At 71.6% G+C, this 21,610-nt stretch carries 24 protein-coding genes; 16 read left to right on the top strand and 8 right to left on the bottom strand.

Annotated features, from left to right (window positions below; translation table 11 throughout):
* Positions 1-31: 31 nt before the first annotated feature.
* The 4 genes from MTP10_RS02470 to MTP10_RS02455 form a co-directional block, all read right to left on the bottom strand.
* Positions 32-772, bottom strand: a complete 741-nt coding sequence (locus MTP10_RS02470; protein WP_310707281.1) for an ABC transporter permease subunit — start codon at positions 770-772, stop codon at positions 32-34.
* A complete protein-coding gene (locus MTP10_RS02465) occupies positions 769-1,659 on the bottom strand; it encodes an ABC transporter ATP-binding protein (RefSeq protein WP_310707280.1) in 891 nt (296 codons plus the stop codon). The genes MTP10_RS02470 and MTP10_RS02465 overlap by 4 nt, the downstream gene beginning before the upstream one ends.
* Before the next feature lie 80 nt (positions 1,660-1,739).
* A complete protein-coding gene (locus tag MTP10_RS02460) occupies positions 1,740-2,399 on the bottom strand; it encodes a response regulator transcription factor (protein ID WP_310707279.1) in 660 nt (219 codons plus the stop codon).
* A complete protein-coding gene (locus MTP10_RS02455; protein WP_310707278.1) occupies positions 2,396-3,550 on the bottom strand; it encodes a histidine kinase in 1,155 nt (384 codons plus the stop codon). The genes MTP10_RS02460 and MTP10_RS02455 overlap by 4 nt, the downstream gene beginning before the upstream one ends.
* Positions 3,551-3,696: 146 nt before the next feature.
* Here MTP10_RS02455 and MTP10_RS02450 point away from each other — a divergent pair, with 146 nt between their 5' ends.
* From MTP10_RS02450 to MTP10_RS02410, 9 genes are all read left to right on the top strand, one after another.
* Entirely contained in the window at positions 3,697-4,860 is a 1,164-nt protein-coding gene (locus MTP10_RS02450; protein ID WP_310707277.1) for an acetoin utilization protein AcuC, read from the top strand.
* Positions 4,861-4,886: 26 nt separating this feature from the next.
* Positions 4,887-5,669 carry a phosphatase gene (locus MTP10_RS02445; RefSeq protein WP_310707276.1) on the top strand — a complete coding sequence of 261 codons (783 nt, stop codon included), beginning with the start codon at positions 4,887-4,889 and terminating at the stop codon, positions 5,667-5,669.
* A 311-nt stretch (positions 5,670-5,980) separates the two neighbouring features.
* Positions 5,981-6,187 (top strand): helix-turn-helix domain-containing protein, encoded by a 207-nt coding sequence (locus MTP10_RS02440; RefSeq protein ID WP_310707275.1) that lies wholly within the window; start codon positions 5,981-5,983, stop codon positions 6,185-6,187.
* A 185-nt stretch (positions 6,188-6,372) separates the two neighbouring features.
* Positions 6,373-6,471, top strand: a complete 99-nt coding sequence (locus tag MTP10_RS02435; RefSeq protein WP_018654693.1) for a 30S ribosomal protein bS22 — start codon at positions 6,373-6,375, stop codon at positions 6,469-6,471.
* Positions 6,472-6,495: 24 nt separating this feature from the next.
* Positions 6,496-7,491: an NAD-dependent epimerase/dehydratase family protein gene (locus tag MTP10_RS02430; protein WP_310707274.1), complete on the top strand. Its 996-nt coding sequence runs from the start codon at positions 6,496-6,498 to the stop codon at positions 7,489-7,491.
* A gap of 26 nt (positions 7,492-7,517) precedes the next feature.
* Positions 7,518-8,396: a lysophospholipid acyltransferase family protein gene (locus MTP10_RS02425; protein WP_310707528.1), complete on the top strand. Its 879-nt coding sequence runs from the start codon at positions 7,518-7,520 to the stop codon at positions 8,394-8,396.
* Positions 8,397-8,466: 70 nt separating this feature from the next.
* Positions 8,467-9,261: an SDR family NAD(P)-dependent oxidoreductase gene (locus MTP10_RS02420; protein ID WP_310707273.1), complete on the top strand. Its 795-nt coding sequence runs from the start codon at positions 8,467-8,469 to the stop codon at positions 9,259-9,261.
* Between the two features lie 94 nt (positions 9,262-9,355).
* Entirely contained in the window at positions 9,356-9,940 is a 585-nt protein-coding gene (locus MTP10_RS02415) for an RNA polymerase sigma factor (protein ID WP_310707272.1), read from the top strand.
* Positions 9,941-9,942: 2 nt separating this feature from the next.
* A complete protein-coding gene (locus tag MTP10_RS02410) occupies positions 9,943-10,935 on the top strand; it encodes an LCP family protein (RefSeq protein WP_310707271.1) in 993 nt (330 codons plus the stop codon).
* Between the two features lie 21 nt (positions 10,936-10,956).
* Here MTP10_RS02410 and MTP10_RS02405 read toward each other — a convergent pair whose 3' ends face one another.
* The 3 genes from MTP10_RS02405 to MTP10_RS02395 all read right to left on the bottom strand — a co-directional run bounded on the left by MTP10_RS02405 (position 10,957) and on the right by MTP10_RS02395 (position 13,230).
* Entirely contained in the window at positions 10,957-11,832 is an 876-nt protein-coding gene (locus tag MTP10_RS02405; RefSeq protein WP_310707270.1) for an HAD-IB family hydrolase, read from the bottom strand.
* A 10-nt stretch (positions 11,833-11,842) separates the two neighbouring features.
* Positions 11,843-12,520, bottom strand: coding sequence for a DUF5667 domain-containing protein (locus MTP10_RS02400; RefSeq protein WP_310707269.1), 678 nt, complete (start codon positions 12,518-12,520; stop codon positions 11,843-11,845).
* A 71-nt stretch (positions 12,521-12,591) separates the two neighbouring features.
* The gene (locus MTP10_RS02395) at positions 12,592-13,230 is read right to left on the bottom strand and encodes a sigma-70 family RNA polymerase sigma factor (RefSeq protein ID WP_310707268.1); all 639 of its coding nucleotides are present in this window, start codon (positions 13,228-13,230) and stop codon (positions 12,592-12,594) included.
* A gap of 166 nt (positions 13,231-13,396) precedes the next feature.
* Here MTP10_RS02395 and MTP10_RS02390 point away from each other — a divergent pair, with 166 nt between their 5' ends.
* Complete coding sequence (locus MTP10_RS02390) at positions 13,397-15,112, top strand: antibiotic biosynthesis monooxygenase (RefSeq protein WP_310707267.1); 1,716 nt, start codon at positions 13,397-13,399, stop codon at positions 15,110-15,112.
* Positions 15,113-15,127: 15 nt separating this feature from the next.
* Here MTP10_RS02390 and MTP10_RS02385 read toward each other — a convergent pair whose 3' ends face one another.
* Complete coding sequence (locus MTP10_RS02385; protein WP_310707266.1) at positions 15,128-15,361, bottom strand: glutaredoxin family protein; 234 nt, start codon at positions 15,359-15,361, stop codon at positions 15,128-15,130.
* Positions 15,362-15,482: 121 nt separating this feature from the next.
* Between MTP10_RS02385 and MTP10_RS02380 the strand changes: the two genes are divergently transcribed.
* From MTP10_RS02380 to MTP10_RS02355, 6 genes are all read left to right on the top strand, one after another.
* Positions 15,483-16,160, top strand: a complete 678-nt coding sequence (locus tag MTP10_RS02380; protein ID WP_310707265.1) for a redox-sensing transcriptional repressor Rex — start codon at positions 15,483-15,485, stop codon at positions 16,158-16,160.
* The gene (locus MTP10_RS02375) at positions 16,157-17,413 is read left to right on the top strand and encodes a glutamyl-tRNA reductase (RefSeq protein ID WP_310707264.1); all 1,257 of its coding nucleotides are present in this window, start codon (positions 16,157-16,159) and stop codon (positions 17,411-17,413) included. Before MTP10_RS02380 ends, MTP10_RS02375 begins: the two co-directional genes overlap by 4 nt.
* A 29-nt stretch (positions 17,414-17,442) precedes the next feature.
* Entirely contained in the window at positions 17,443-18,315 is an 873-nt protein-coding gene (gene hemC, locus MTP10_RS02370) for a hydroxymethylbilane synthase (RefSeq protein WP_397205717.1), read from the top strand.
* Complete coding sequence (locus tag MTP10_RS02365; RefSeq protein ID WP_310707262.1) at positions 18,312-19,856, top strand: bifunctional uroporphyrinogen-III C-methyltransferase/uroporphyrinogen-III synthase; 1,545 nt, start codon at positions 18,312-18,314, stop codon at positions 19,854-19,856. The genes hemC and MTP10_RS02365 overlap by 4 nt, the downstream gene beginning before the upstream one ends.
* Entirely contained in the window at positions 19,853-20,836 is a 984-nt protein-coding gene (gene hemB, locus MTP10_RS02360) for a porphobilinogen synthase (protein ID WP_310707261.1), read from the top strand. Before MTP10_RS02365 ends, hemB begins: the two co-directional genes overlap by 4 nt.
* Before the next feature lie 137 nt (positions 20,837-20,973).
* On the top strand, positions 20,974-21,603 hold the full coding sequence (locus tag MTP10_RS02355) for a bifunctional DNA primase/polymerase (RefSeq protein WP_310707260.1): 630 nt from the start codon (positions 20,974-20,976) through the stop codon (positions 21,601-21,603).
* The last annotated feature ends 7 nt before the right edge of the window (positions 21,604-21,610 follow it).

Genomic DNA, 21,610 nt, shown 5'->3' with positions numbered 1-21,610 from the left:
GCCGGGTACGCCGAGGAGGCCGCCCGGTGGGTCAGGCGTCGCGGCGGTGCATCAGGACGGCCGCGACGGCCAGCGTGACGGCGATCCAGCCGAGGTAGACGGCGAACCCGCTCCACGAGCTCAGGGAGCCGTTGCCCGCGCCGGACACGACGAGCAGGCCGGCGTTCGTGGTGAAGTGCTCGGCCACGGTCCGCCCCCACTCGCCAGGAAGCTGGTTCGCCAGCGAGGGCAGCACCAGGATCAGCGCGATGGCCGACACGATCGCGCCCGGCGTGTGCCTGACCAGCGTGCCCAGTCCCAGCCCGAACAGCCCGCAGGCGGTCAGGTAGAGACCGGACCCGAGCGCGGACCGCGCCACGTCGCCCATCTCGATCGACGGCGGCTGGGAGATGGCCACGCCGACGCCGATCGCGCCGGCCGAGGCGACGGTGCAGACGACCAGCGAGATCGCGACGAACGTCGTGATCTTGCCGGTCAGCAGGCTCATGCGCCGGGGCACGGCCATGAACGAGGTGCGGATGCCCCCGGTGCGGTACTCGCTGGAGATCACCAGCACACCCAGGGTGGCCATGGACAGCGACGCCAGCATGAGGCCGGTCAGGCTCAGCATGATCGCCTCCTCGCCCGCGATCGGCCCGTCGGCCGCGTTCCTGGCCGAGGCGCTCAAGAGGGCGGACAGGCCCAGCATCAGTACGGCGGTGACGGCCAGGGTCCACACCGTCGAGCGGACCGATCGGATCTTGGTCCATTCGGAGCGGATGATGTCGATCATGACGAGTACTCCAGGCTGTCCTTGGTGAGCTCCATGTACGCCGCCTCCAGCGAGGGCTGCACGTGGGTCAGCTCCTCCAGCGGCAGGCCGGCCCGGGCGGTGAGGGCGCCGATCTCCAGCGGCGACATCGCCGTCACGCGCAGGTGGTCGGCGTACAGGCTGCCGACCTTGACCAGTTCGGCCACCTCGGCCAGGCGCGGCGAGCGCACCCGCACGTACGCCTGGGAGCTGCGGCCGATGAACTCCGTCATGCTCGTGGCGGCGATCAGCCGGCCCCTGCCGATCACGACGAGGTGGTCGGCGGTCTGCGCCATCTCGCTCATGAGGTGGCTGGAGACGAACACCGTGCGCCCCTCGGCGGCCAGGTCGCGCATGAACGTGCGGATCCACAGGATCCCGTCGGGGTCGAGCCCGTTGACCGGCTCGTCGAAGATGAGGATCTCGGGGTCGCCGAGGAGCGCGGCGGCGATGCCGAGCCGCTGCGACATCCCGAGGGAGAAGCCGCCGACGCGCCTCCTGGCGACCTCGCGCAGGCCGACGGTCTCCAGCACCTCGCCGACCCTGCTCGCGGGGATCGCGTTGGCCTGCGCGATGGCCAGCAGGTGGTCGCGCGCGCTGCGCCCGCCGTGCACGGCCTTGGCGTCGAGCAGCGCGCCCACCTTGCGCAGCGGGTGCCGCAGCTCCCGGTACGGCGTGCCGTCGACGAGCACCGAGCCGCCGGTGGGGCGGTCGAGGCCGAGGATCATGCGCATGGTCGTGGACTTGCCGGCGCCGTTCGGCCCGAGGAAGCCGGTCACGTGGCCGGGTCTGACGTCGAAGGAGAGGCCGGCCACGGCGACGGTCCGGCCGTAGCTCTTGGTCAGGTTCGTCGCGGTTATCGCGGTCATGTGTCCAGCCTGGCCGCGCGGCGGCGGGCGGACCTCCTGCCGGAGGACCGTTCGCGGGCGGGGCCTCTGGGAGCGCGGTCCTACTCTCCTGGGGTGATCGCCCCTGACTCGTAGGCCACGATCACCGCCTGGGCCCGGTCCCTGACGCCGAGCTTGCCGAACAGGCTCGTCACGTGGTTCTTCACGGTCGAGGGGGAGACGCCCAGCTCGGCGGCGATCTCGCCGTTGGAGCGGCCCCGGCCGATCAGCACGAGGATCTCGCGCTCCCGCTCGGTCAGCCCGGTCAGGGTGGAGCGCCGGCCCGGGCGGCGGGGGCGCGCGGCCCGGACGAACGTGCCGATGAGGCGGGTCAGCAGTCTCGGCGCCACAGCCGACTCGCCCCGGTGGACCACGCGCACGCCCTCCACCAGCTCCTCCGGTGAGACGTCCTTGGGCAGGAACCCGTTGGCGCCGGCCCGCAACGCGGCCAGCACGTTCTCGTCGAGGTCGAACGTGCTGAGCGCGAGCACCCGCACGCCGGGCAGCTCCGCCGTGATGAGCTCGGTGGCGCGCACCCCGTCGAGGCCCGGCATGTGCAGGTCCATCAGCACCACGTCGGGGCGAAGCCGCCTGCTCCGCTCGACCGCCTCCTCGCCGTCGGCCGCCTCGCCGACGACGGTCATGTCCGGCTGGGCGTCGAGCATGAGCCGGAAGCCCTTGCGCACCAGCGCGTGGTCGTCCGCCAGCAACACCGTGATCATGCCTGCTCCACGGGGATCTCCAGGGGGATGCGCGCGTGCACCCGGAAGCCGCCTTCCGGCCGGTGGCCCGCGCGCAACTCGCCGCCGCACAGCGCCACGCGCTCGGCCATGCCGCCGAGCCCGAATCCCGGCGGCCGGTCCGTCTGCGCGCCGGCGGCGCCGTCGTCGAGGACCTCCACCTCGACCGCGTCCGGCTCGTACGCGAGCAGCGCCCGGGCCCGCGCGCCCGGCGCGTGCTTGCGGGTGTTGGTCAGCGCCTCCTGGACGATGCGGTAGACGGCGTGGTCCACGGCCGCCGGCAGGGGCACGGCTGTGCCGATCACGGTCAGCTCGGCGGGGAGCCCGGCGATGCGGGCCTCCTCGACGAGCGCGGGGAGGCGGTCCGCTCCGACGCCCGTGGCGGCGTCGGAGCCGTCGCCGTCGGCCCGCAGCACGTACAGGAGCTGGCGCATCTCGGCGAGCGCCTGCCGGGCGGTGCCCTCGGCGCTCGACAGGGCGTCGCGGGTGACGTCGTGGCCCGGCGGTAGCGTCGCGCGGGCGCCGCCGACCAGGGCGTTGATGACGCTGAGATGGTGTGCGACGACGTCGTGCAGCTCGCGGGCGATGCGCCGCCGCTCGGCGCGGACCGCGGCCTCGGCCGCCTCCGTCTGATCGCGCTCCCTGAGCTGGGCGCGGACGCGGACGAACTGCCCCACCCCCATGGACGCGAAGAACAGGAAAGCGGTGGGCAGCACGGTGCTGGGCCCGTCCACGGCGATCGCGTCGGCGACGTTGTAGACGATCGTGGCCGCGGTGGTGACGAGGACGGCCGGCCTGCCCCCGGTGTAGCGGCCGACGCTGTAAAGGGCGATCACCACGGACGCGTTCGCGCCTTCGATGACGCCGGTCGCCAGGCCCATCAGGTCGAGCGCGGCGACCAGGGCGGCGGCGGCGACCGGGTGGCGGCGCCGTACGAGGAGGGGGACCGTGGTGATCATGAAGTGCGCGGCGCCCGCGGCCGCCTCGCGATCACCCTGCAGGAGCACCGCCACCAGGCCCAGACAGGCCGCGGCGACGAGCGCGAGCACCAAAGCGGCGTCGAGGACGGGCGGCCGCCTGAGGAAGCGCCACACGGCCGCGGCGCGCCGGGCCGTCGGCCGGGGGAGAGCCATGACCTGACCTTATTGCGGCATATGCATGGGTATGCGGACTCGTGTCCGACGTGCTGTGTTTCACCTTGATCAACGGAGGCCACCGCGTGGACGGCCCCCGTTGACGCTGCGGTAACGTCGCCCCAAGGCGAGGAAACGGGAGAGCTATGAGTCGGACAGCACGGGTCATCTGGGACGACGCTCTCACCTCATACAACTTCGGGCCGAGCCATCCGCTCGCGCCCGTCCGGGTCGAGCTGACGATGGCGCTGGCCCGCGAGCTCGGCGTGCTCGACAAGGTGGAGGTGGCCGGGTGCGAGCCCGCCGGTGACGACGAGCTGGCCATGGTCCACGACCGCGGCTACATCGAGGCGGTCAAGCGGGTGTCGGCCACCGGCGCGCCCGACCTGTCGGCGGGGCTCGGCACGGCTGACAACCCCGCCTTCGTGGGCGTCCACGAGGCGTCCGCGCTCATCGCCGGCGCCTCGCTGGCAGCCGCCCGCGCGGTCTGGGAGGGCACGGCCGAGCACGCGGTCAACGTGGCGGGCGGCCTGCACCACGCGATGGCCGCCACGGCCAGCGGCTTCTGCGTCTACAACGACCCGGCGCTGGCCATCGCCTGGCTGCTGAGGCAGGGCGCCACCCGCGTCGCGTACGTGGACGTCGACGTCCACCACGGCGACGGCGTCCAGGCGGCCTTCTACGACGACCCCCGCGTGCTGACGATCAGCCTGCACGAGAGCCCGCGCACCCTCTTCCCCGGCACGGGCTTCGCCGAGGAGACCGGCGCCGAGGGCACGGCCGTCAACGTGGCGCTCCCGGCGGGCTGCGGCGACACCGGCTGGCTGCGGGCGTTCGACGCGGTCGTGCCGCCGCTGCTGCGCGAGTTCCGGCCGGAGATCCTCGTCACCCAGCACGGCTGCGACAGCCACGCCCTCGACCCGCTGGCCAACCTCATGCTCAGCATCGACGGGCAGCGCACGGCCTACGCCGCGCTGCACCGCCTGGCCCACGAGACGGCGGGCGGCCGGTGGATCGTCACCGGCGGCGGCGGGTACGAGCTGGTCCAGGTGGTGCCGCGGGCGTGGACGCACCTGATCGCCGAGGTCGCGGGGCACCCGCTCGACCCCGCCACGCCGACCGGCGAGGAGTGGCGGCGCCTGGCGCGGGAGCGCACGGGTGAGACCCCGCCGCTTACCATGACAGACGGTCGCAATCCGGAATTTCGTCCCCTATCCGGTGGTTATGACCCAGGAGACCCCATAGACCGTGCCATCATGGCGACCCGCAAAGCGGTCTTCCCGTTGCACGGCCTCGATCCGATGCCCTGAGCCCCCTGTCCTGACGAGGAAGAGCAGTGCTGAGCCGCGACGAACTCCGCGAGCATCTGGTGCGCACCCGCATCGCCGGCGATGTCGCGACCCCCCGCGAGAACAACCTCGACCACTACAGCTCGCTGGCCAACGGCGACCCGTACTACATGCTGGGCCTGACCAGTGACCAGCCCTGGGCGTTCAGGGACGTCCTGGAGCTGATGGCCAAGTCCGCGGGCGTGGTCGCCGACCCGGGGCACCGCTGGGGACAGGACACGATCGACCCCGAGCTCACGATCGACGCGCTCGACGCCATGGCCGAGCGCATCGCGACGGCGCTGTCGCACGGGAGCCCGCGGCTGCTGTTCGCCACCGGCCACCCCACGGGCCTGCTGGCCGTCCACCTGCCGCTGGCCCGCTTCGCCGCCGAGCGCGGCGCGACGCTGCTGACGCCCGCCGAGGGCTGGACGTACTCCGGGTCGGGCTTCGGCCGGCCGCGCCGCCTGCGCTACCTCGACGACGTGGCGATGCTCGACGACAAGGGCGGCTTCGTCCACACCCACGACGCGGCCCCGATGGAGTGGATGCTCGCCGAGCTGGGCGACAACCCGCCGGACCTCGTCATCGCCGACCACGGCTGGGCCGGCGCCGCCGGGCAGGCGGGCGTGCCGACGGTGGCCTTCGCGGACAGCAACGACCCCGGCCTGTTCGTCGGCGAGGCCGAGGGCAAGATCGACGTGGTGGTCCCGCTCGATGACAACGTGCTGCCGCGCTATTACGCGCCGCTGACCGAGCGGCTCGTCACTCTGGTCTCACGCGCCCTCTGAGTTCAATTCGGCCCTCCCGATACGGTCTTTTCGCGCCTGCATTCCAAGAGGCTCGCTGTCCCTTTGCCAACTTTTGGCACACCCTGGGCGACTCTATGTGTGACAAGTTGGACGGTTCCAAGGTCCAGGCGAGGTGCTCGGCAACGGTGCTGGCCAGCGATTTCGCTGGTCTGGCTGACATGTGGCTCCGCGAACTGAGAAACTAGGGGGTTTGCCGACTCGGAGTCGCGACTTACGCTGACAGCAGTACACGTGCGTGAGCAATGGCACCAGTGGGGATAACCCGGAAACACGTGCGGAAGAGGCGTCCGATGGGTGCAGGCAGCGAAAGACCTCTCAGCGAGGTGAAGTTCCTGACCGTGGCGGAAGTGGCCACGGTCATGCGGGTGTCCAAGATGACCGTGTACCGCCTGGTGCACTCCGGCGAGCTGCCGGCCATCCGAGTAGGCCGGTCCTTCAGAGTGCCCGAGCAGGCGGTCCACGACTATCTGCGGGAGGCCTACATCGAGGCAGGCTGATGCTGGAGTAGCGGTGTGGGGCACGCCGTGATCACACCGCGAATGCCGACGCGGGAGAGGCCTGGCCGGCGCCACGCGGCCGGGCTTCTACCCCCCCTGGGGCGATCTACCGTGGATCGCCGGTAGTGTATGAGCCGGTGTGCGCTCGCACACCGTTCAGACTTGCTACCAGCACTGGGGGTCCCGTGGGCTCTGTGATCAAGAAGCGCCGCAAGCGGATGGCCAAGAAGAAGCACCGCAAGCTGCTCAAGAAGACGCGCATCCAGCGGCGTAACAAGAAGTAAGACACACGCAGCTGCGAGGCGCTGATGACCCACACCGTGCTCGTCACCGGGGTCTCGCGCCATATCGGCGCCCGGGTGGCGAGCGTCCTGGCGGCAGACCCGGACATCAGCCGTGTCATCGGAGTCGACACCGTGCCGCCCCCCTCCCTCACGCGGGACGGCGGCATCTCCCTCGGCCGGACGGAGTTCGTCCGGGTGGATCTGCGCAGCCCCGACATCGCCCAGGTGATCGCGGCCGCTGACATCGACACCGTCGTGCACATGAGCCTGGTGAGCGCTCCCTCGCGCACCACCGGCCGGGCGCTGATGAAGGAGCACAACGTCATCGGCGCCATGCAACTGCTCGGCGCGTGCCAGCGGTCCGCCACCGTGCGGCGTGTCGTGGTGCGCTCCACCACGGCCGTCTACGGGTCGTCGCCCCGGGATCCCGCGGTCTTCACCGAGGACCTGGAACCCCACGACGGCCCGGTCCACGGCTACGCCAAGGACGCCGCCGAGGTCGAGGGCTACGTGCGCGGATTCGCGCGCCGTCGCCCCGACATCACGGTGTCGCTGCTGCGTTTCGCCAACTTCATGGGTCCGGGCGTCGACTCGCCGCTGACCCGCTACTTCACCCAGCCGGTGTTGCCGACGGTGTTCGGCTTCGACCCGCGGCTGCAGTTCGTCCACGAGGACGACGCGGTCGAGGTGCTGCGCCGGATGGCGACGGAGGACCACCCCGGCACGTTCAACGTGGCCGGGGCAGGCGTGCTGCTGCTGTCGCAGTGCGCGCGCCGCGCGGGCCGGGCGTCGATGCCGCTGCTCGCGCCGGCCTTCCGCATGCTGGGCGACGCGGCCCGCCGGGCCGGGCTGGTCGACTACTCGCCCGAGCAGGTGCGCCTGATGAGTCATGGCCGCGTGGTCGACTGCTCCCGGCTGGAGGCGGAGCTCGGCTGGAAGCCCAAGTTCACGACCGGCGCGGCGTTCGACGACTATCTGCGGTCGCGAGGGCTTCGTCCGCTCGGAGGTGTCCGCAGGTGAGCGTTTCGGACCACGAGGACGCGAGGGTGATCCCGATCACCTCGGCTCCCTCCTACGACCAGTCGGACCGGGCCGAGCCGCTCGCGCAGGCGCTGGCCTTCCTGCGCCGCCGCATCACCGGCGAGTACGAGGTGGACGAGTTCGGCTACGACCCCGAGCTCACCGACAAGGTGATGCTGGAGCTGATCAGGCCCCTGTACCGCCACTGGTTCCGGGTCGAGACCGTCGAGCTGAAGAACGTGCCCGCCGAGGGCGGCGCGCTCGTCGCCGCCAACCACTCCGGCACGCTGCCGCTCGACGCGCTCATGATGCAGGTGGCGCTGCACGACGAGGCGGGCCGGCCGTTGCGCCTGCTCGGCGCCGACCTGGTCTACCAGCTCCCCGTGCTCGGGCACCTGTCGCGCAAGACCGGCCACACCCTGGCCTGCCCCGAGGACGCCGACCGACTGCTGCGCAAGGGCGAGCTCGTCGGGGTGTTCCCCGAGGGGTTCAAGGGCGTGGGCAAGCCCTACTCCGACCGCTACAAGCTGCAGCGGTTCGGCAGGGGCGGCTTCGTGGCCTCCGCCATCCGGGCGGGCGTGCCGATCGTGCCCACCGCCATCGTGGGGGCCGAGGAGATCTACCCGAAGATCGGCGACCTGCCCACGCTGGCGCGGCTGCTCGGGCTGCCCTACCTGCCGATCACGCCGTTCTTCCCGCTGCTGGGCCCGCTCGGGCTGGTGCCGCTGCCGTCGAAGTGGATGATCGAGTTCGGCGAGCCGATCCGCACCGACGAGTACGACCCGTCGGCCGCCGACGACCCCATGGTGGTCTTCGAGCTGACCGACCACGTGCGCGAGGTCATCCAGCAGATGCTCAACGAGCTGAGGCTGCGCCGCGGCCACGCCTTCCCGCCGTTCCTCTGACCGACCGCAACCGCTCCGGTCCGGCCGGTGTTCTCCGGAGGTAAGTAACACCGAACCCCGAGGGAACATCGTGGATCTGCAGCTTTCCGGCCGCGTGGCCGTCGTCACCGGAGCGTCCAAGGGCATCGGCCTGGCCGTCGCCCGCACCCTGCACGAGGAGGGCGCGCACGTCGTGGCCGTCTCCCGGACCCGTACCGGCGACCTGCCCGACAAGGTGGTCCACGTGGCCGCCGACCTGATGGACCCGCAGGCGCCCGCCCGGGTCGTGGCCGCCGCCGTCGAGGAGTTCGGCGGCGTGGACATCCTCGTCAACAACGCCGGCGGCCCGCCGCCCGGCGTCACGCTGCCCCGCGTCGGCTTCCTGGCGGCCGACGACGCCGCCTGGCGGGAGATGTTCGAGTTGAACCTGTACGCGGCGGTCCGGATGATCCGCGCGGCGGTGCCGGTCATGCTGGAGCGCGGCGGCGGCGCGATCGTCAACGTCTCCTCCACCATGGGCAAGCAGCCGTCGGCGATGAACGTCGACTACGGCGCCGCCAAGGCGGCGCTCGACCACGTGAGCAAGGCCCTGTCCGAGGAGTACGGCCCGCAGGGCATCCGGGTCAACACGGTGCTGCCCGGCGCCGTGCTCACCGACTGGTGGACCAAGGAGGGCGGCGCGGCCGACGTCATCGCCGGGATGGCCGGCGCCGACAAGGACAGCGTCATCTCCACCGTGGCCCCCCAGATGATGAGGATGGTCACCGGCCGCCTGGTCGACCCGCAGGAGATCGCCGACGCGGTGGCACTGCTCGTGTCGCCGCGCTCGGGCAGCACGACGGGCGCCCAGATCGCGGTGGACGGCGGATTCCTCAAGGAGCTGTGACCCGGCTCCCGGCGTCGTGAACCCGTAAGTCGTGAACCCGTAAGGCGGGTTGTGGCGAGACATCTGCGACCTACTTCCCCGCAGAAGGGCGGAGATGATCACGCAACCCGCCACCAGGGGGCCTGACGCCGACCTCGTCAGCGCCTCCTGGACACAACCGGAGGCGTTCGCCGAGCTGTTCGACCGCTACTCCGGCATGCTCTACCGGTACGTCTCCAAACGCCTCGGCCCTGAGCCCGCCGAGGACCTCGTCGGCGAGACGTTCCTGGTCGCCTTCTCCCGCAGGAAGAGCTACGACCTGGCCTACGCCGACGCCAGGCCGTGGCTCTTCGGCATTCTCACCAAGCTCATCTCCCGCCATCACCGCAGTGAGGCGGCCCGATACCGGGCCCTGCTGCGGGCGCCCGTCGAGGACCGCGTGGACTCGCCCGCCGACCGGGTCGCGGCCGGCGTCACCGCGCAGGCGTCGCGGCCCGAGCTGGCCAGCGCGCTGGCGGCGCTGCCCGCGAAGGACCGTGACGTGCTGCTGCTCATCGCCTGGGGCGATCTCTCGTACGAGGAGCCCGCTCAGGCCCTCGGCACCCCGATCGGCACCGTGCGCTCCCGCCTCAACAGGGGCAGGCGGAAGGTACGCGCCGCGCTGGGCGACACGAACCCGCTGCTCGACGAGGAGGCGTGACGATGGACGACCTGAAGCTGCTCCGCGACCTCGGCGCGGCGCTGGAGCACGAGCCGCCCGCGACGCTGGCGCGCCAGCGCAACCGCCTGACCCAGGCCAGGCCACGACGGCGCCGGACCGGCCTGCTGCTGACCGGCCTGGCCGCCGTCGCCACCGCCGCCGCGGTCGCCGTGCCCACGGTGGTGCTGCGCGGCCACCAGACTGTGCCCCCGCCGGCCGGCGTCCGGCCGGCGAAGGTGACCGGCGCGCTCAACGTGCTGGTCGTCGGCACCGACGACAGGGCCGGCTCCGCGCGATTCCGGGCGGAGAAGGGGGCGCGCAGCGACACGATCATCCTGCTGCACCTGCCGGCCGACCGCAAGAAGATCACCGCTGTCAGCATCCCGCGGGACTCCATGGTCCGGCTCCCGGCGTGCGGCTCCCAGCCGGCCCGGCGAGACATGATCAACTCCGCCTTCTACAAGGGCGGGCTGACGTGCACGGTGAAGGCCGTGGAGACGCTGACGAACGTGCGGATCGACCACATGGCCGAAGTGAACTTCGACGCGTTCAAGGACGTCGTGGACGCCCTCGGCGGGGTCGAGGTCACGCTGCCGCGGCCGGTGGACGACAAGGCGTCCAAGCTGAAGCTGCCCGCCGGGAAGAGCCTCCTGAACGGCGAGCAGGCCCTGGGCTACGTCCGGCTGCGCCGCTACGGCGACGGCTCCGACATCCAGCGGATCAAGCGGCAGCAGGTGATGCTCATCGCGATGCTGGCCAAGGCCCGCAGGACGCTGACCGATCCCGCGAAGGTCCGCGCCTTCCTGGCCGTCAGCACCAAGTCGATCAAGACGGACGAGGGGCTGGGCCTGGAGACCATGGTGGACATCGCACGGAGCGTGGAGAAGAGCCGGCCGATGCTCGTCTCCGTGCCCTGGAAGCCCGACCCGAAGGACCCCAACCGGGTCGTCTGGAAGCAGCCGGAGGCGAAGCAGCTCTTCGAGACGTTCAGGTAACCGTGCCCTACAGGCGGTGTCCTACAGGTGGTGGCGGTAGTGCCGGCGCAGCGCGATGCCGGCGGCCACGCCGCCCGCCACCGCCCCCACGCCCGCGGCGATGGGCAGCGCGGTCAGCGTCGCCTTGCGGCCGGTGCGGAAGTCCTTGACCTGCCAGCCGACCTTCTTGGCGTGCTCGCGCAGCTCCGTGTCGGGGTTGATGGCCACCGCCCGGCCGACCAGCGACAGCATGGGCAGGTCGTTGGCCGAGTCGCTGTAGGCGGTGCACCGGGTGAGGTCGAGGCCCTCGCGGCGGGCCAGCGCCCGCACCGCCTCGGCCTTGGCCGGGCCGTGGAGCAGGTCGCCGACCAGCCGCCCGGTGTAGACGCCGTCGGCGGTCTCGGCGACGGTGCCGAGCGCGCCGGTCAGGCCGAGTCGCTGGGCGATCACCCTGGCCAGCTCGACGGGGGTGGCCGTCACCAGCCAGACGCGCTGGCCGGCGTCGAGGTGGCTCTGCGCCAGCGCGCGGGTGCCGCCCCAGATGCGGTCGGCCATCACCTCGTCGTAGATCTCCTCGCCGAGGCGTACGACGTCGTCGACCTTGGCCCCCGCGACGAAGGCGAGGGCGGTCTCGCGGGCCACGGCGATGTGCTCGGGGTTCTCGTTGCCGCGCAGGCGGAACACCGCCTGGCCGACGGCGAACTTGAACAGGTCGGACGTCGTGAACATTCCGCGCGTCGCGAGTCCCCGGGCGAAGTGGTAGATCGAGGCGCCGCGCATCATCGTGTTGTCGACGTCGAAGAAGGCCGCCGCCTCCAGGTCGGGATCGGCCGGGGGAGTCGTCACGGCGGCCGCCGCCGCGGCCTCTCCGGCGAGCTCCGGTTCCACCTCGTGCCGTCGTCGGATAAGCCGCCTCATGCCGTTCAGCTTACCCAGGCGGAGCCACGAGACCTTCGATGTAGTCGAGGTACCCGGTGGCCTTGTCGTGATCGTCGTCGGCCATGCGCTCCAGCATGGGCTGCACCATGTCGCGCTGGTTCTCGGCGAACGTCCTGATCTTCGGTGAGCGGGGGCGGACGCGTTCGAGCCTGCTGATGCCGGAGCGGGTGGACTCCTCCATGTCCCTGAGCGTCCTGGTGACCAGGGCGTCGTCGGCGGAGGAGCCGAGCAGCTCGGACACCTCCTCCGCCCTGGCCTTGGCCGAGTCGAGCTCGCGCTCGGCGCGCTCGACGTCGTCGCCGCTGAGCCGCACGAGCGTGCTCTCGGCGGCGCGCTTGAGCGGGTAGAGGGTGTCGCCGGGCACCGACCGGTACGTCGAGAAGGCGGACAGCATCAGGCCGGCCGCCAGGCTCAGCGTGGCCAGCTGCGACAGCCACGGCCGCGCCCGCCCGCGCCGCCGGGCGGAGCCGGAGCGGGAGCCCTGGGCGTGTCGCGGGGAGTTGGCGCCGGCAGGGGCACCCGTGGCGGGAGTGGAGGCGCGGGCGGCGAGGAGCTCGTCGCGCAGCCTGTGGCGGAACGCGTCGCTCGGCCCACCGCCGAGCTGGAGCTCCCGCAGCTCGGTGAGGTGACCCACCACGCGCTCGCGCGATCTGCGCGACCTACCCATGACAGCTCCCTGACCTCCCCCGAAAAACCTTCAGTCGTGACAAATGCCTAACGAAGTGACGCAATGGGAGGTTACGCAAGGTCATGACGGAGGGCCCGCGCCAGAGCCTTGATCGCCCGGAACTGCAGGGCTTTGATCGCTCCGCTCTTCTTCCCCATGATCAACGCCGTCTCCGCCAGTGACAGACCGTGCAGGAACCGCAGCACCACGCACTCCTGCTGCTCCGGCCCCAGGTCGCGCACCGCGCGCAGCACCCGGTCGTTGACGATGGCGGTGACCACGGCGTTCTCCGGGATGTGCGCCCCGTCGAGCGGGACGTCGATCACCTCTCCCGTCGGTATCTCCAGCCGGTAGCGGCCCGACTTGAAGTGGTCGGTCACCAGGTTGCGGGCGATCGTCACGAGCCAGGCGCCGAAATCGCGTCCCTGCCAGGTGTAGTCGGCGATGCGGCGTAACGCGCGCAGGAAGGTCTCGCTGGTCAGGTCCTCGGCGAGCGGGTGGGAGCCCACCCGGAAGTAGATGTAACGGTAGACCAGCTCTACGTAACGGTCATAGAGCGTGCCAAAAGCATCCGTGTCACCAGTCTTGGCGCGCAGCACCAGCAGGCGTAGGTCGTCGGGGAGCTCCTCGCGTACGGCGAGCTCGGACGTCCGGGCGGCGCCGGAGACCGCTGGTGAGAGCAGCTCGGCGAACGGCCACGAGTCAGGCATCCGGTATCCCTACGGGTAAGGGGTGCGGCGTGCTCGAACACTCTAGAAATCAACTGCAAAATCCACAATCCAGGTGCAGCAGGCATGACTTGCCGTAATCGGCGGATACCGTGTGGACCGACCCGTTCCCTCTTCGGCTACCGGCTGGGAGGCATAGTCCGGCAGCATGGGAGTCACCATGGAGATCCTTGTTGCTGTCATAGCCTTCGCCGGTGCGCTCCTCGCCGCGATCGCCACGGGCGCCCTCGTCCGCCGGTTGCGTGAGGAGACCGAGGGCTGGCTGATCGCCTGGACCGTCGCGGCGGTCGCGCTCTGCCTCTCACTCGCCGGGATCGGCGTCGGCTACCTGACGGGCTTCGGCACCGTCACCTTCAAGCTCTACCAGCTCACCGGGTCCCTGCTGGCGCCGCTCTGGCTCGCCGTCGGCCTGGTCCAGCTGCTGGCCGAGAAGGTGCCGCCGAAGTTCGCCGCCTGGCTGTTCGGCACCGCGTTCACGATCGTGGCGGGCGTCATCCTCCTCGTCGACCCGATCATCGGCGACGAGATGACCAAGGTGCTGCCCGCGGGCGGCGCGCACTGGGGACTCATCCCCAACGGGCTGCTCCTCGGCGCGCACGCCGTCGTGGCGGCGCTCCTCCTGGGCGCGCTGGTGGTGGCCGCGCTGCGCTGGCGCAACGGCGACGAGTACGACACCGACAACCTCCACGCGGTGCTGGTCGTCGTGCCTTCCGCGCTGGCCGTCCTGGGGGCGATGCGCTTCGCCGTGCCGGGGTTCTTCACGGCGGCGCTGCTCGTGGTGGCCGCCGCCGGCATCTGGTACTGCGTGCTGCGTCCGCTGGCCCCGTACGAGGACGACGACGAGGACGACTTCGACGACGCCACGGGGGGCCGCGACGACCGCGGCCGGGGCGCCGGTGAGCGCGACCTGGACTCCGGCCGGGCCGAGGGCGGTCGCGCGGGCGGCCGCCGGGCGGCCTCCCGCCACGGTGGCGAGCCGGGCCTGGACGCTCCGCCCGGCGTGCGGCCCGAGCCCCTGGGCTCGGGGATGGCCGGGGCGGCCACGGGCGCCATGGCGGTCTCCGGCGCCGAGGCGCCGCCCACCCAGCCGGCCCGGCGACCGGCGGGCCTGGGCGACCTGGTCGCCGAGTACCGCGCGGGCGACCGCGACCCCGACTACGCGGCCCGCATGGGTCCGCCGCCCGAGCAGGGCCCCTCGACCGGCTACATCATGAACGGCCGGCACGGCCCCCAGGACACGGGCTTCGGCGGCCCTCAGGACCCCGGCTTCGGGGGCCGTCCCGACGAGTTCGGGCGTCCCCGTGACGACCTCAGGGACCCGCGCGGCGACCGCAGGGACCCGCGCGCCGACTTCGGTGGCGACTTCGGCGGTGATTTCGGCGGCGACCTCGGCTTGCCGCCGTCCGGCCCCGAGACCGGCGCGCTGTACTCCGGCGCCGAGCTGTTCGGCGGCGGCTCACACGCCGCCCAGGGCCCCCAGCGCCACGCACAGCCCCAACCCCAGCCCCAGGCGCAGCCCGGCTCGGGCAAGCCCTCCCCGAGCATCTACGGCCTCCTGACCGTCTTCACGCTCATGGACGGCTCGGGGGAGGCGTTCGACCGGCTCGCCGACCAGACCGTCGAGGCCGTGCGCCGCGGCGAGCCCGACACGCTCGTCTACGCCTGCCACGCCGTCAAGTCGGCCCCGCTGCAGCGCATCGTCTACGAGCTGTACCGCGACGAGGTCGCCTACCGCGACCACCAGCGCCAGCCGCACGTGGAGCGGTTCGTCAACGACCGCCAGGCCATGGTGCTGGCCACGAACGTCATCGAGCTCAACGTCAACGCCGCCAAGGTGGTGCCGCTCCCCACGGCCATGTTCTGACGGCTCTGAGCCGGGTCAGGAGAGGGCGGCGCGCAGCCGCTCCTCCGAGACGCGCCAGAAGTCGTGCTGCGTCCCGTCGACGAGTGTGACGGGAATCATCTCGCCGTATTTCTCCCTGAGCTCGGGCGAGGAGTCGATGTCGACCTCCTCCCACGGCACGCCCAGCTCCGCCGCCACTCGCGCGACGACCTCGCGGGCGTCGTCGCAGAGATGACATCCGGGCCTGCCGAGCAACGTGATGCGATGCATGGCCCCACCGTAGCGTCACAGACCGTCCGACTTTGTGCATCGGTTCACAAAGGGATTAACCTGAAAGGCGGTTCGTTCCACTCACGCGGCCCACGCCGCCCGTTCCCTGGAGCTCTGGCACGTGAAGAGCCCGTCCCAACCCCGTGACCGCGGCATCCCCGACGCCACGGTGGCCCGGCTTCCGTTGTACCTGCGGGCGCTGCACGGGATGGCGGAGCGGGCGATCGCGACCGTGAGCTCCGAGGACCTCGCCGTGGCCGCCGGGGTGAACTCGGCCAAGCTCCGCAAGGACCTGTCCCACCTCGGCTCGTACGGCACGCGCGGCGTGGGCTACGACGTCGAGTACCTCGTCTACCAGATCTCCCGGGAGCTCGGCCTGACGCAGGACTGGGCCGTGGCCATCGTCGGAGTAGGTAACCTCGGCCGTGCGCTCGCCAACTACGGCGGCTTCGTCTCCAGGGGTTTCCGCGTCGCGGCCCTGATCGACGCCGACCCCGAGGTGGTGGGCGACGACATCGCGGGGTTGAATGTTGAGCACATCGACGAGCTGGAAGCCGTCATCAAGAGGCGTGGAGTCTCGATCGTGGTTCTGGCGACACCGGCTGCGGCAGCTCAGGAAGTGTGCGACCGTGTCGTGGCGGTGGGGGTGACCAGCATTCTCAACTTCGCTCCCGTCGTCCTGTCAGTGCCGGATGGCGTCGATGTCCGTAAAGTCGACCTATCAATTGAATTGCAGATCCTTGCGTTCCATGAGCAACGCAAAGCTGGGGGGCCGCTGATGGCCGTGGACAGCCAGTGAGTGTTCTGGCGATCGGACTCAGCCACCGGACCGCGCCGGTGGCCATGCTGGAGCGCGTCTCGCTCACAGGCGACGCGCTCGTCAAGCTCCTGCACGACGTGCAGCAGGACACATCGGTGGCGGAGGCCATGGTGGTCTCGACCTGCAACAGGGTCGAGGTCTACACCACGGTCGACCGCTTCCACGCCGCCGTCACCTCGGTGTGCGACCTGCTGAGCGTCCACACGGGCGTCGCCTCGGAGGAGCTCACGCCGCACCTGTACGTCCACTACGAGGAGCGTGCCGTCGAGCACCTCTTCTCGGTGGTGTGCGGCCTCGACTCGATGGTGGTGGGCGAGGGCCAGATCCTCGGCCAGGTCCGCCAGGCGCTCAAGCTGGCCCAGAAGCAGGGCACAGTCGGCGCCGTACTCAACGAGCTGACCCAGCACGCGCTGCGGGTCGGCAAGCGCGCGCACACCGACACCGGCATCGACAAGGCCGGCGCCTCCCTGGTGAGCGCGGGCCTGGCGCTGGCCGGCGAGCTGCCCGGCCGGCGGGCCCTGGTGGTGGGCGCGGGCTCGATGAGCTCGCTGGCCGCCACCACGCTGGCCCGCGCCGGCGTCACCGACATCGTCGTCGCCAACCGCACGTTCGAGCGCGGCCGGCGGCTGGCCGAGTCGGTCGGCGGCAGGGCGGTGGAGTTCTCCGCGGTTCCCCGAGAGCTGCCGGAGGCCGACATCGTCATCACCTGCATCGGCGCCGGCCACCACGTGATCACGCCCGGCATGCTGACCCGTGGCGCGTTCCTGCTCGACCTGGCGCTGCCGCACGACATCGACCCCGCCGTGCGCTCCGTGCCCGGCGTCACGCTGGTCGACCTGGAGACCATCCAGGAGTCCGGCATCGGGTCCCGCGAGGGCGACGCGGTGCGGTCGGTACGTGAGCTCGTCTCCCAAGAGCTCACCGCCTACCTCGACGCGGAGCGTGCCGCCAAGGTCACCCCGACCGTGGTGGCGCTGCGCGGCAAGGCCGCGAACGTGGTCGAGGCCGAGCTGGGCCGCCTCATGATGCGCATCCCCGGGCTCGACGACAAGACCCGCGACGAGGTCGCCCTGACCGTGCAGCGCGTCGTCGACAAGCTCCTCCACGAGCCGACCGTGCGTGTCAAGCAGCTCGCCACCTCGCCAGGAGGCGATCATTATGCGGAAGCTCTCCGGGAGCTGTTCGATCTCGATCCCAAGATGCCCGAGGCCGTGAGGGAGGTGGACCTGTGACGTTGCGACTGGGAACCCGGCGCAGCCTGATGGCGACCACGCAGTCGCAGATGGTGGCCGACTCCTACACCGAGCGCACGGGCAGGCCCGTCGAGCTCGTGGGCGTCACCACGTTCGGCGACGTCAGCAAGGCGCACCTCGCGCAGCTCGGCGGCACGGGCGTGTTCGTCAGCGCGCTGCGCGACAAGCTCATGGAAGGCGAGATCGACTTCGCCGTCCACTCGCTGAAGGACCTGCCCACCAAGCAGGACCCGGCGGTGACGCTGGCCGCGATCCCCGCCCGGCACGACCACCGCGACGCGCTGGTCGGCCGGGTCCGCTTCGCCGACCTGGCGCCCGGCGCCAAGGTCGGCACCGGATCGCCGCGCCGCGTCGCCATGCTGCGCGCCATGCGCCCCGACCTCGACTACGTCCCGATCCGCGGCAACGCCGACACCCGGATCGGCAAGGTCACCTCCGGCGAGCTCGACGCCGTCGTGCTCGCCGCGGCCGGTCTGACCAGGATCCGCAGGACCTCCGAGATCTCCCAGATCTTCGAGGTCGAGGAGCTGATGCCGGCCCCCGGCCAGGGCGCCCTCGCCGTGGAGTGCCTGTCCGACCGGGCCGACCTGATCGACTTCCTCGCCGTCCTCGACGACCCGCGCACCCGCTCCGCCGTGACGGCCGAGCGGGAGGTGCTGGCCGCCCTGGAGGCGGGCTGTTCGGCCCCCGTGGGTGCTTTCGCCCGCGATGACGGGCAGACTCTCAACCTGACCGCTTCGGTCGTCGCCATCGACGGCCGCCGGGCGGTCCGCAAGTCCACCGCCGGCTCTCCCTCGGAGGCCGTGTGTCTCGCCCGCAATCTGGCGGACGAGATGATCTCCGAGGGGGCCGACAGATTGATGGGGGAGCATTCCCATTGAGCCCCGATAGTCCAGCCTCCGGCTTCGTCGCCTTCGTCGGCGCGGGCCCCGGCGATCCCAACCTGCTCACGCTCCGCGGCGCAGAGCTGCTCGGCAAGGCCGACCTGGTCGTGCTCGACGAAGACCAGTTCGGCCCGTTGCTGCGCCACTGCCGCGAAGGCGTCGAGGTGGCCTCGGGCGACCTCGTCACGCACGCCAAGGCGGGCCGGTTCGTCGTGCGCTTGTGCGAGGGCGATCCGATGCTGTTCTCCTCGGTCGCCGAGGAGGTCGCCGCGTGCTCCGCGGCGGAGGTGGACTTCGAGATCGTCCCCGGCGTCCCGCCCGCGACCGCCGTGCTCACCTACGCGGGCATCCCGCCGGCGGCCTCGGTGCCGGAGTTCCGGATCGTGGACGCCGCCGAGGACCAGGACTGGTCCTCCCACGCGTCCTGCCCCGGCACCCTGGTGATCTACAACGGCATCGGCGAGGCCGTGCCCATCGCCAAGGCACTGATCGCCGGCGGCAAGCCCGACTCCACGCCCGTGGCGGTCAGCAGCGCCGGCACCACCACGGAGCAGTACACCGTGGTCTCCACGCTGGGCCGGCTCCAACCCGACCTCAAGCACGCCGGCTTCACCGAGCCCGCGCTCATCGTCGTGGGCGACGCCGTCGGGCTGCGCGACAAGCTGTCGTGGTTCGAGACCAAGCCGCTGTTCGGCTGGCGGGTGCTCGTGCCGCGTACCAAGGAGCAGTCCAGGAGCCTGTCGGAGCAGCTCGTCTCCTACGGCGCGGTGCCCGAGGAGGTGCCGACCATCTCGGTCGAGCCGCCCCGCACACCGCAGCAGATGGACCGCGCCATCAAGGGCCTGGTCACCGGCCGCTACGAGTGGGTGGCCTTCACCAGCGCCAACGCCGTCAAGGCGGTGCGCGAGAAGTTCGAGGAGTACGGGCTCGACGCGCGTGCCTTCGCCGGGCTCAAGGTGGCCGCCGTGGGCGACGCCACCGCGCGGTCGCTGGTCGAGTTCGGGGTCAAGCCGGACCTGCTGCCCTCGGGCGAGCAGTCGTCGGAGGGCCTCGTGGCCGAGTGGCCGCCGTACGACTCCATGCTCGACCCGATCAACCGGGTGCTGCTGCCGCGCGCCGACATCTCCACCGACACGCTCGTGGCCGGGCTCACCGAGCTGGGCTGGGAGTGCGACGACGTGACCGCGTACCGGACCGTCCGGGCCGCGCCGCCGCCCGCGCCGATCCGCGAGGCGATCAAGGGCGGCGGGTTCGACGCCGTGCTGTTCACGTCGTCGTCCACGGTGCGCAACCTCGTCGGCATCGCCGGCAAGCCGCACAACGTCACGGTCATCGCGGTCATCGGGCCGCAGACCGCGAGCACCGCCGAGGAGTTCGGGCTGCGCGTCGACGTGATGGCCGACAAGCCCTCGGCGTCGGCCCTGGCGGCCGCCCTGGCCGAGTACGGAGCCAAGCAGCGTCAGGCCGCCCTGGGCGCCGGTGAGGCGCCCCGGCGGCCGTCCCAGAACCGCAGAGGAGCCAGGAGGAGAGCGAAGTGAGTGCCGAGTACCCGACAGCCCGCCCCCGCAGGCTGCGGCGCACCCCCGCCCTGCGGCGGATGGTGGCCGGCACCAGGTTGCACCCTGCCGATCTGATCCTGCCGCTGTTCGTCAAGGAGGGCATCGAGGAGCCGGTGCCGGTGGCGTCGATGCCGGGCGTGTTCCAGCACACCCGCGACTCGCTGCGCAAGGCCGTCCACGAGGCGGCCGAGGCCGGAGTGGGCGGCGTCATACTGTTCGGCATCCCGGCCGTCAAGGACGCGCGCGGCTCCGCCGCCGACGACCCCGACGGCATCCTTCAGGTGGCGCTGCGCGATGTCACGGCCGATCTGGGCGACGCCCTGGTGGTGATGGCCGACACGTGCCTCGACGAGTTCACCGACCACGGTCACTGCGGCGTCCTCACCGACTCCGGCGATGTCGACAACGACGCGACGCTGGAGCGCTACGCCTCCATCGCCGTCGCCCAGGCCCGCGCCGGGTCCCAGATGGTCGCGCCGAGCGGCATGATGGACGGCCAGGTGGCCGCCATCCGCGCGGCGCTCGACGCCGACGGGTTCTCCGGCCTGCCGATCCTGGCCTACTCCGCGAAGTACGCCTCGTCGTTCTTCGGGCCGTTCCGTGACGCCGCCGAGTGCGCGCCGCAGTTCGGCGACCGCAGCACCCACCAGCAGGACCCGGCGGGGCCGCTGGAGGAGGCGCTGCGCGAGGTGCGCCTCGACCTGGCCGAGGGGGCCGACGCCGTCATGGTCAAGCCCGCCCTGGCCTACCTGGACGTCATCAGGCGCGTCCGCGACGAGGTGGACGTGCCCGTGGCCGCCTACCAGGTGAGCGGCGAGTACGCGATGGTCGAGGCCGCCGCGGCCAACGGCTGGATCGACCGCGACCGGATGATCATGGAATCGCTGGTGTCGATCAAGCGCGCCGGGGCCGACCTGATCCTGACCTACTGGGCGACCGAGGTGGCGCGCCGTCTCTAACGTGGGGTTTTCCGTCGTGTCCTGTGGTCAGTGCGATAAACTGTGACGACTAGTGCTGGTGTGTCCCGCGTGAGCCCTTGTCGAGAAGCCGGGCCAGGAGCCGGGATCCCTTCAGGCACGACGCGACGGGAGACACCATGGTGGGGGCACCGCTGACTCGGCGTACCAGAAAACGGTCGATGCCGGCTCGGATCGACTCGGTCCTGGGCTACGCGGCCCTGGGGTGGCCGAGCGTGCCGGGCGCCTACCCCCTGCGGGAGGGCGCCCGGGCGTGTTCGTGCGACCGGGTCGGCTGTCCCGACCCCGGGGCGCATCCGCTCTCGCCCGCCTGGCACCTCCAGGCCACGACGGACACCGCCCAGCTCACCCGCTGGTGGCAGCACGAGCCCGAGGCCAACGTGATCCTGCCCACCGGACGCGTGTTCGACGTCTTCGACGTACCCCTCACGACGGGCCTCACGGCCCTGTCCCGCATCGACGACGCGCAAGCGCACTCGGGCCCGGTCGCCGCGAACGGCGACCGGGTCCTGTTCTATGTGGCCACCCGCGGCAACCCGGACGACGAGGACGAGTGGTGGTCCTGCCACCTCGACTGCGACCCGGCCACCATCGACGACACGCCGGGCCTGCGCTGGCACTGCCGCGACAGCTACGTCCTGGCCCCGCCGTCCTCGCTGCCGGACGGCCGGTCCGTCTCCTGGCTGCGCCCGCCCGACGGCCGCCCGCTGCCCGACCCGCTGCGCGTGCTGGAGTGGCTGGCCGACTGACCCGGCC

Origin of the sequence: Nonomuraea sp. 3-1Str, assembly GCF_031570565.1 — a bacterium.
Taxonomy (GTDB): domain Bacteria; phylum Actinomycetota; class Actinomycetes; order Streptosporangiales; family Streptosporangiaceae; genus Nonomuraea.
The sequence above is the reverse complement of the archived record's forward strand: the minus strand, read 5'-3'. Positions and strand labels throughout refer to the sequence as shown.

Excerpts from the sequence above, each read along its gene's own strand:
- MTP10_RS02470 (WP_310707281.1), bottom strand. The coding sequence starts at position 772 with ATGATCGACATCATCCGCTCCGAATGGACCAAGATCCGATCGGTCCGC.
- MTP10_RS02465 (WP_310707280.1), bottom strand. The coding sequence starts at position 1,659 with ATGACCGCGATAACCGCGACGAACCTGACCAAGAGCTACGGCCGGACC.
- MTP10_RS02460 (WP_310707279.1), bottom strand. The coding sequence starts at position 2,399 with ATGATCACGGTGTTGCTGGCGGACGACCACGCGCTGGTGCGCAAGGGC.
- MTP10_RS02455 (WP_310707278.1), bottom strand. The coding sequence starts at position 3,550 with ATGGCTCTCCCCCGGCCGACGGCCCGGCGCGCCGCGGCCGTGTGGCGC.
- MTP10_RS02450 (WP_310707277.1), top strand. The coding sequence starts at position 3,697 with ATGAGTCGGACAGCACGGGTCATCTGGGACGACGCTCTCACCTCATAC.
- MTP10_RS02440 (WP_310707275.1), top strand. The coding sequence starts at position 5,981 with ATGGGTGCAGGCAGCGAAAGACCTCTCAGCGAGGTGAAGTTCCTGACC.
- MTP10_RS02430 (WP_310707274.1), top strand. The coding sequence starts at position 6,496 with ATGACCCACACCGTGCTCGTCACCGGGGTCTCGCGCCATATCGGCGCC.
- MTP10_RS02415 (WP_310707272.1), top strand. The coding sequence starts at position 9,356 with ATGATCACGCAACCCGCCACCAGGGGGCCTGACGCCGACCTCGTCAGC.
- MTP10_RS02410 (WP_310707271.1), top strand. The coding sequence starts at position 9,943 with ATGGACGACCTGAAGCTGCTCCGCGACCTCGGCGCGGCGCTGGAGCAC.
- MTP10_RS02405 (WP_310707270.1), bottom strand. The coding sequence starts at position 11,832 with ATGAGGCGGCTTATCCGACGACGGCACGAGGTGGAACCGGAGCTCGCC.
- MTP10_RS02400 (WP_310707269.1), bottom strand. The coding sequence starts at position 12,520 with ATGGGTAGGTCGCGCAGATCGCGCGAGCGCGTGGTGGGTCACCTCACC.
- MTP10_RS02395 (WP_310707268.1), bottom strand. The coding sequence starts at position 13,230 with ATGCCTGACTCGTGGCCGTTCGCCGAGCTGCTCTCACCAGCGGTCTCC.
- MTP10_RS02390 (WP_310707267.1), top strand. The coding sequence starts at position 13,397 with ATGGGAGTCACCATGGAGATCCTTGTTGCTGTCATAGCCTTCGCCGGT.
- MTP10_RS02385 (WP_310707266.1), bottom strand. The coding sequence starts at position 15,361 with ATGCATCGCATCACGTTGCTCGGCAGGCCCGGATGTCATCTCTGCGAC.
- hemC (WP_397205717.1), top strand. The coding sequence starts at position 17,443 with ATGGCGACCACGCAGTCGCAGATGGTGGCCGACTCCTACACCGAGCGC.
- MTP10_RS02355 (WP_310707260.1), top strand. The coding sequence starts at position 20,974 with ATGGTGGGGGCACCGCTGACTCGGCGTACCAGAAAACGGTCGATGCCG.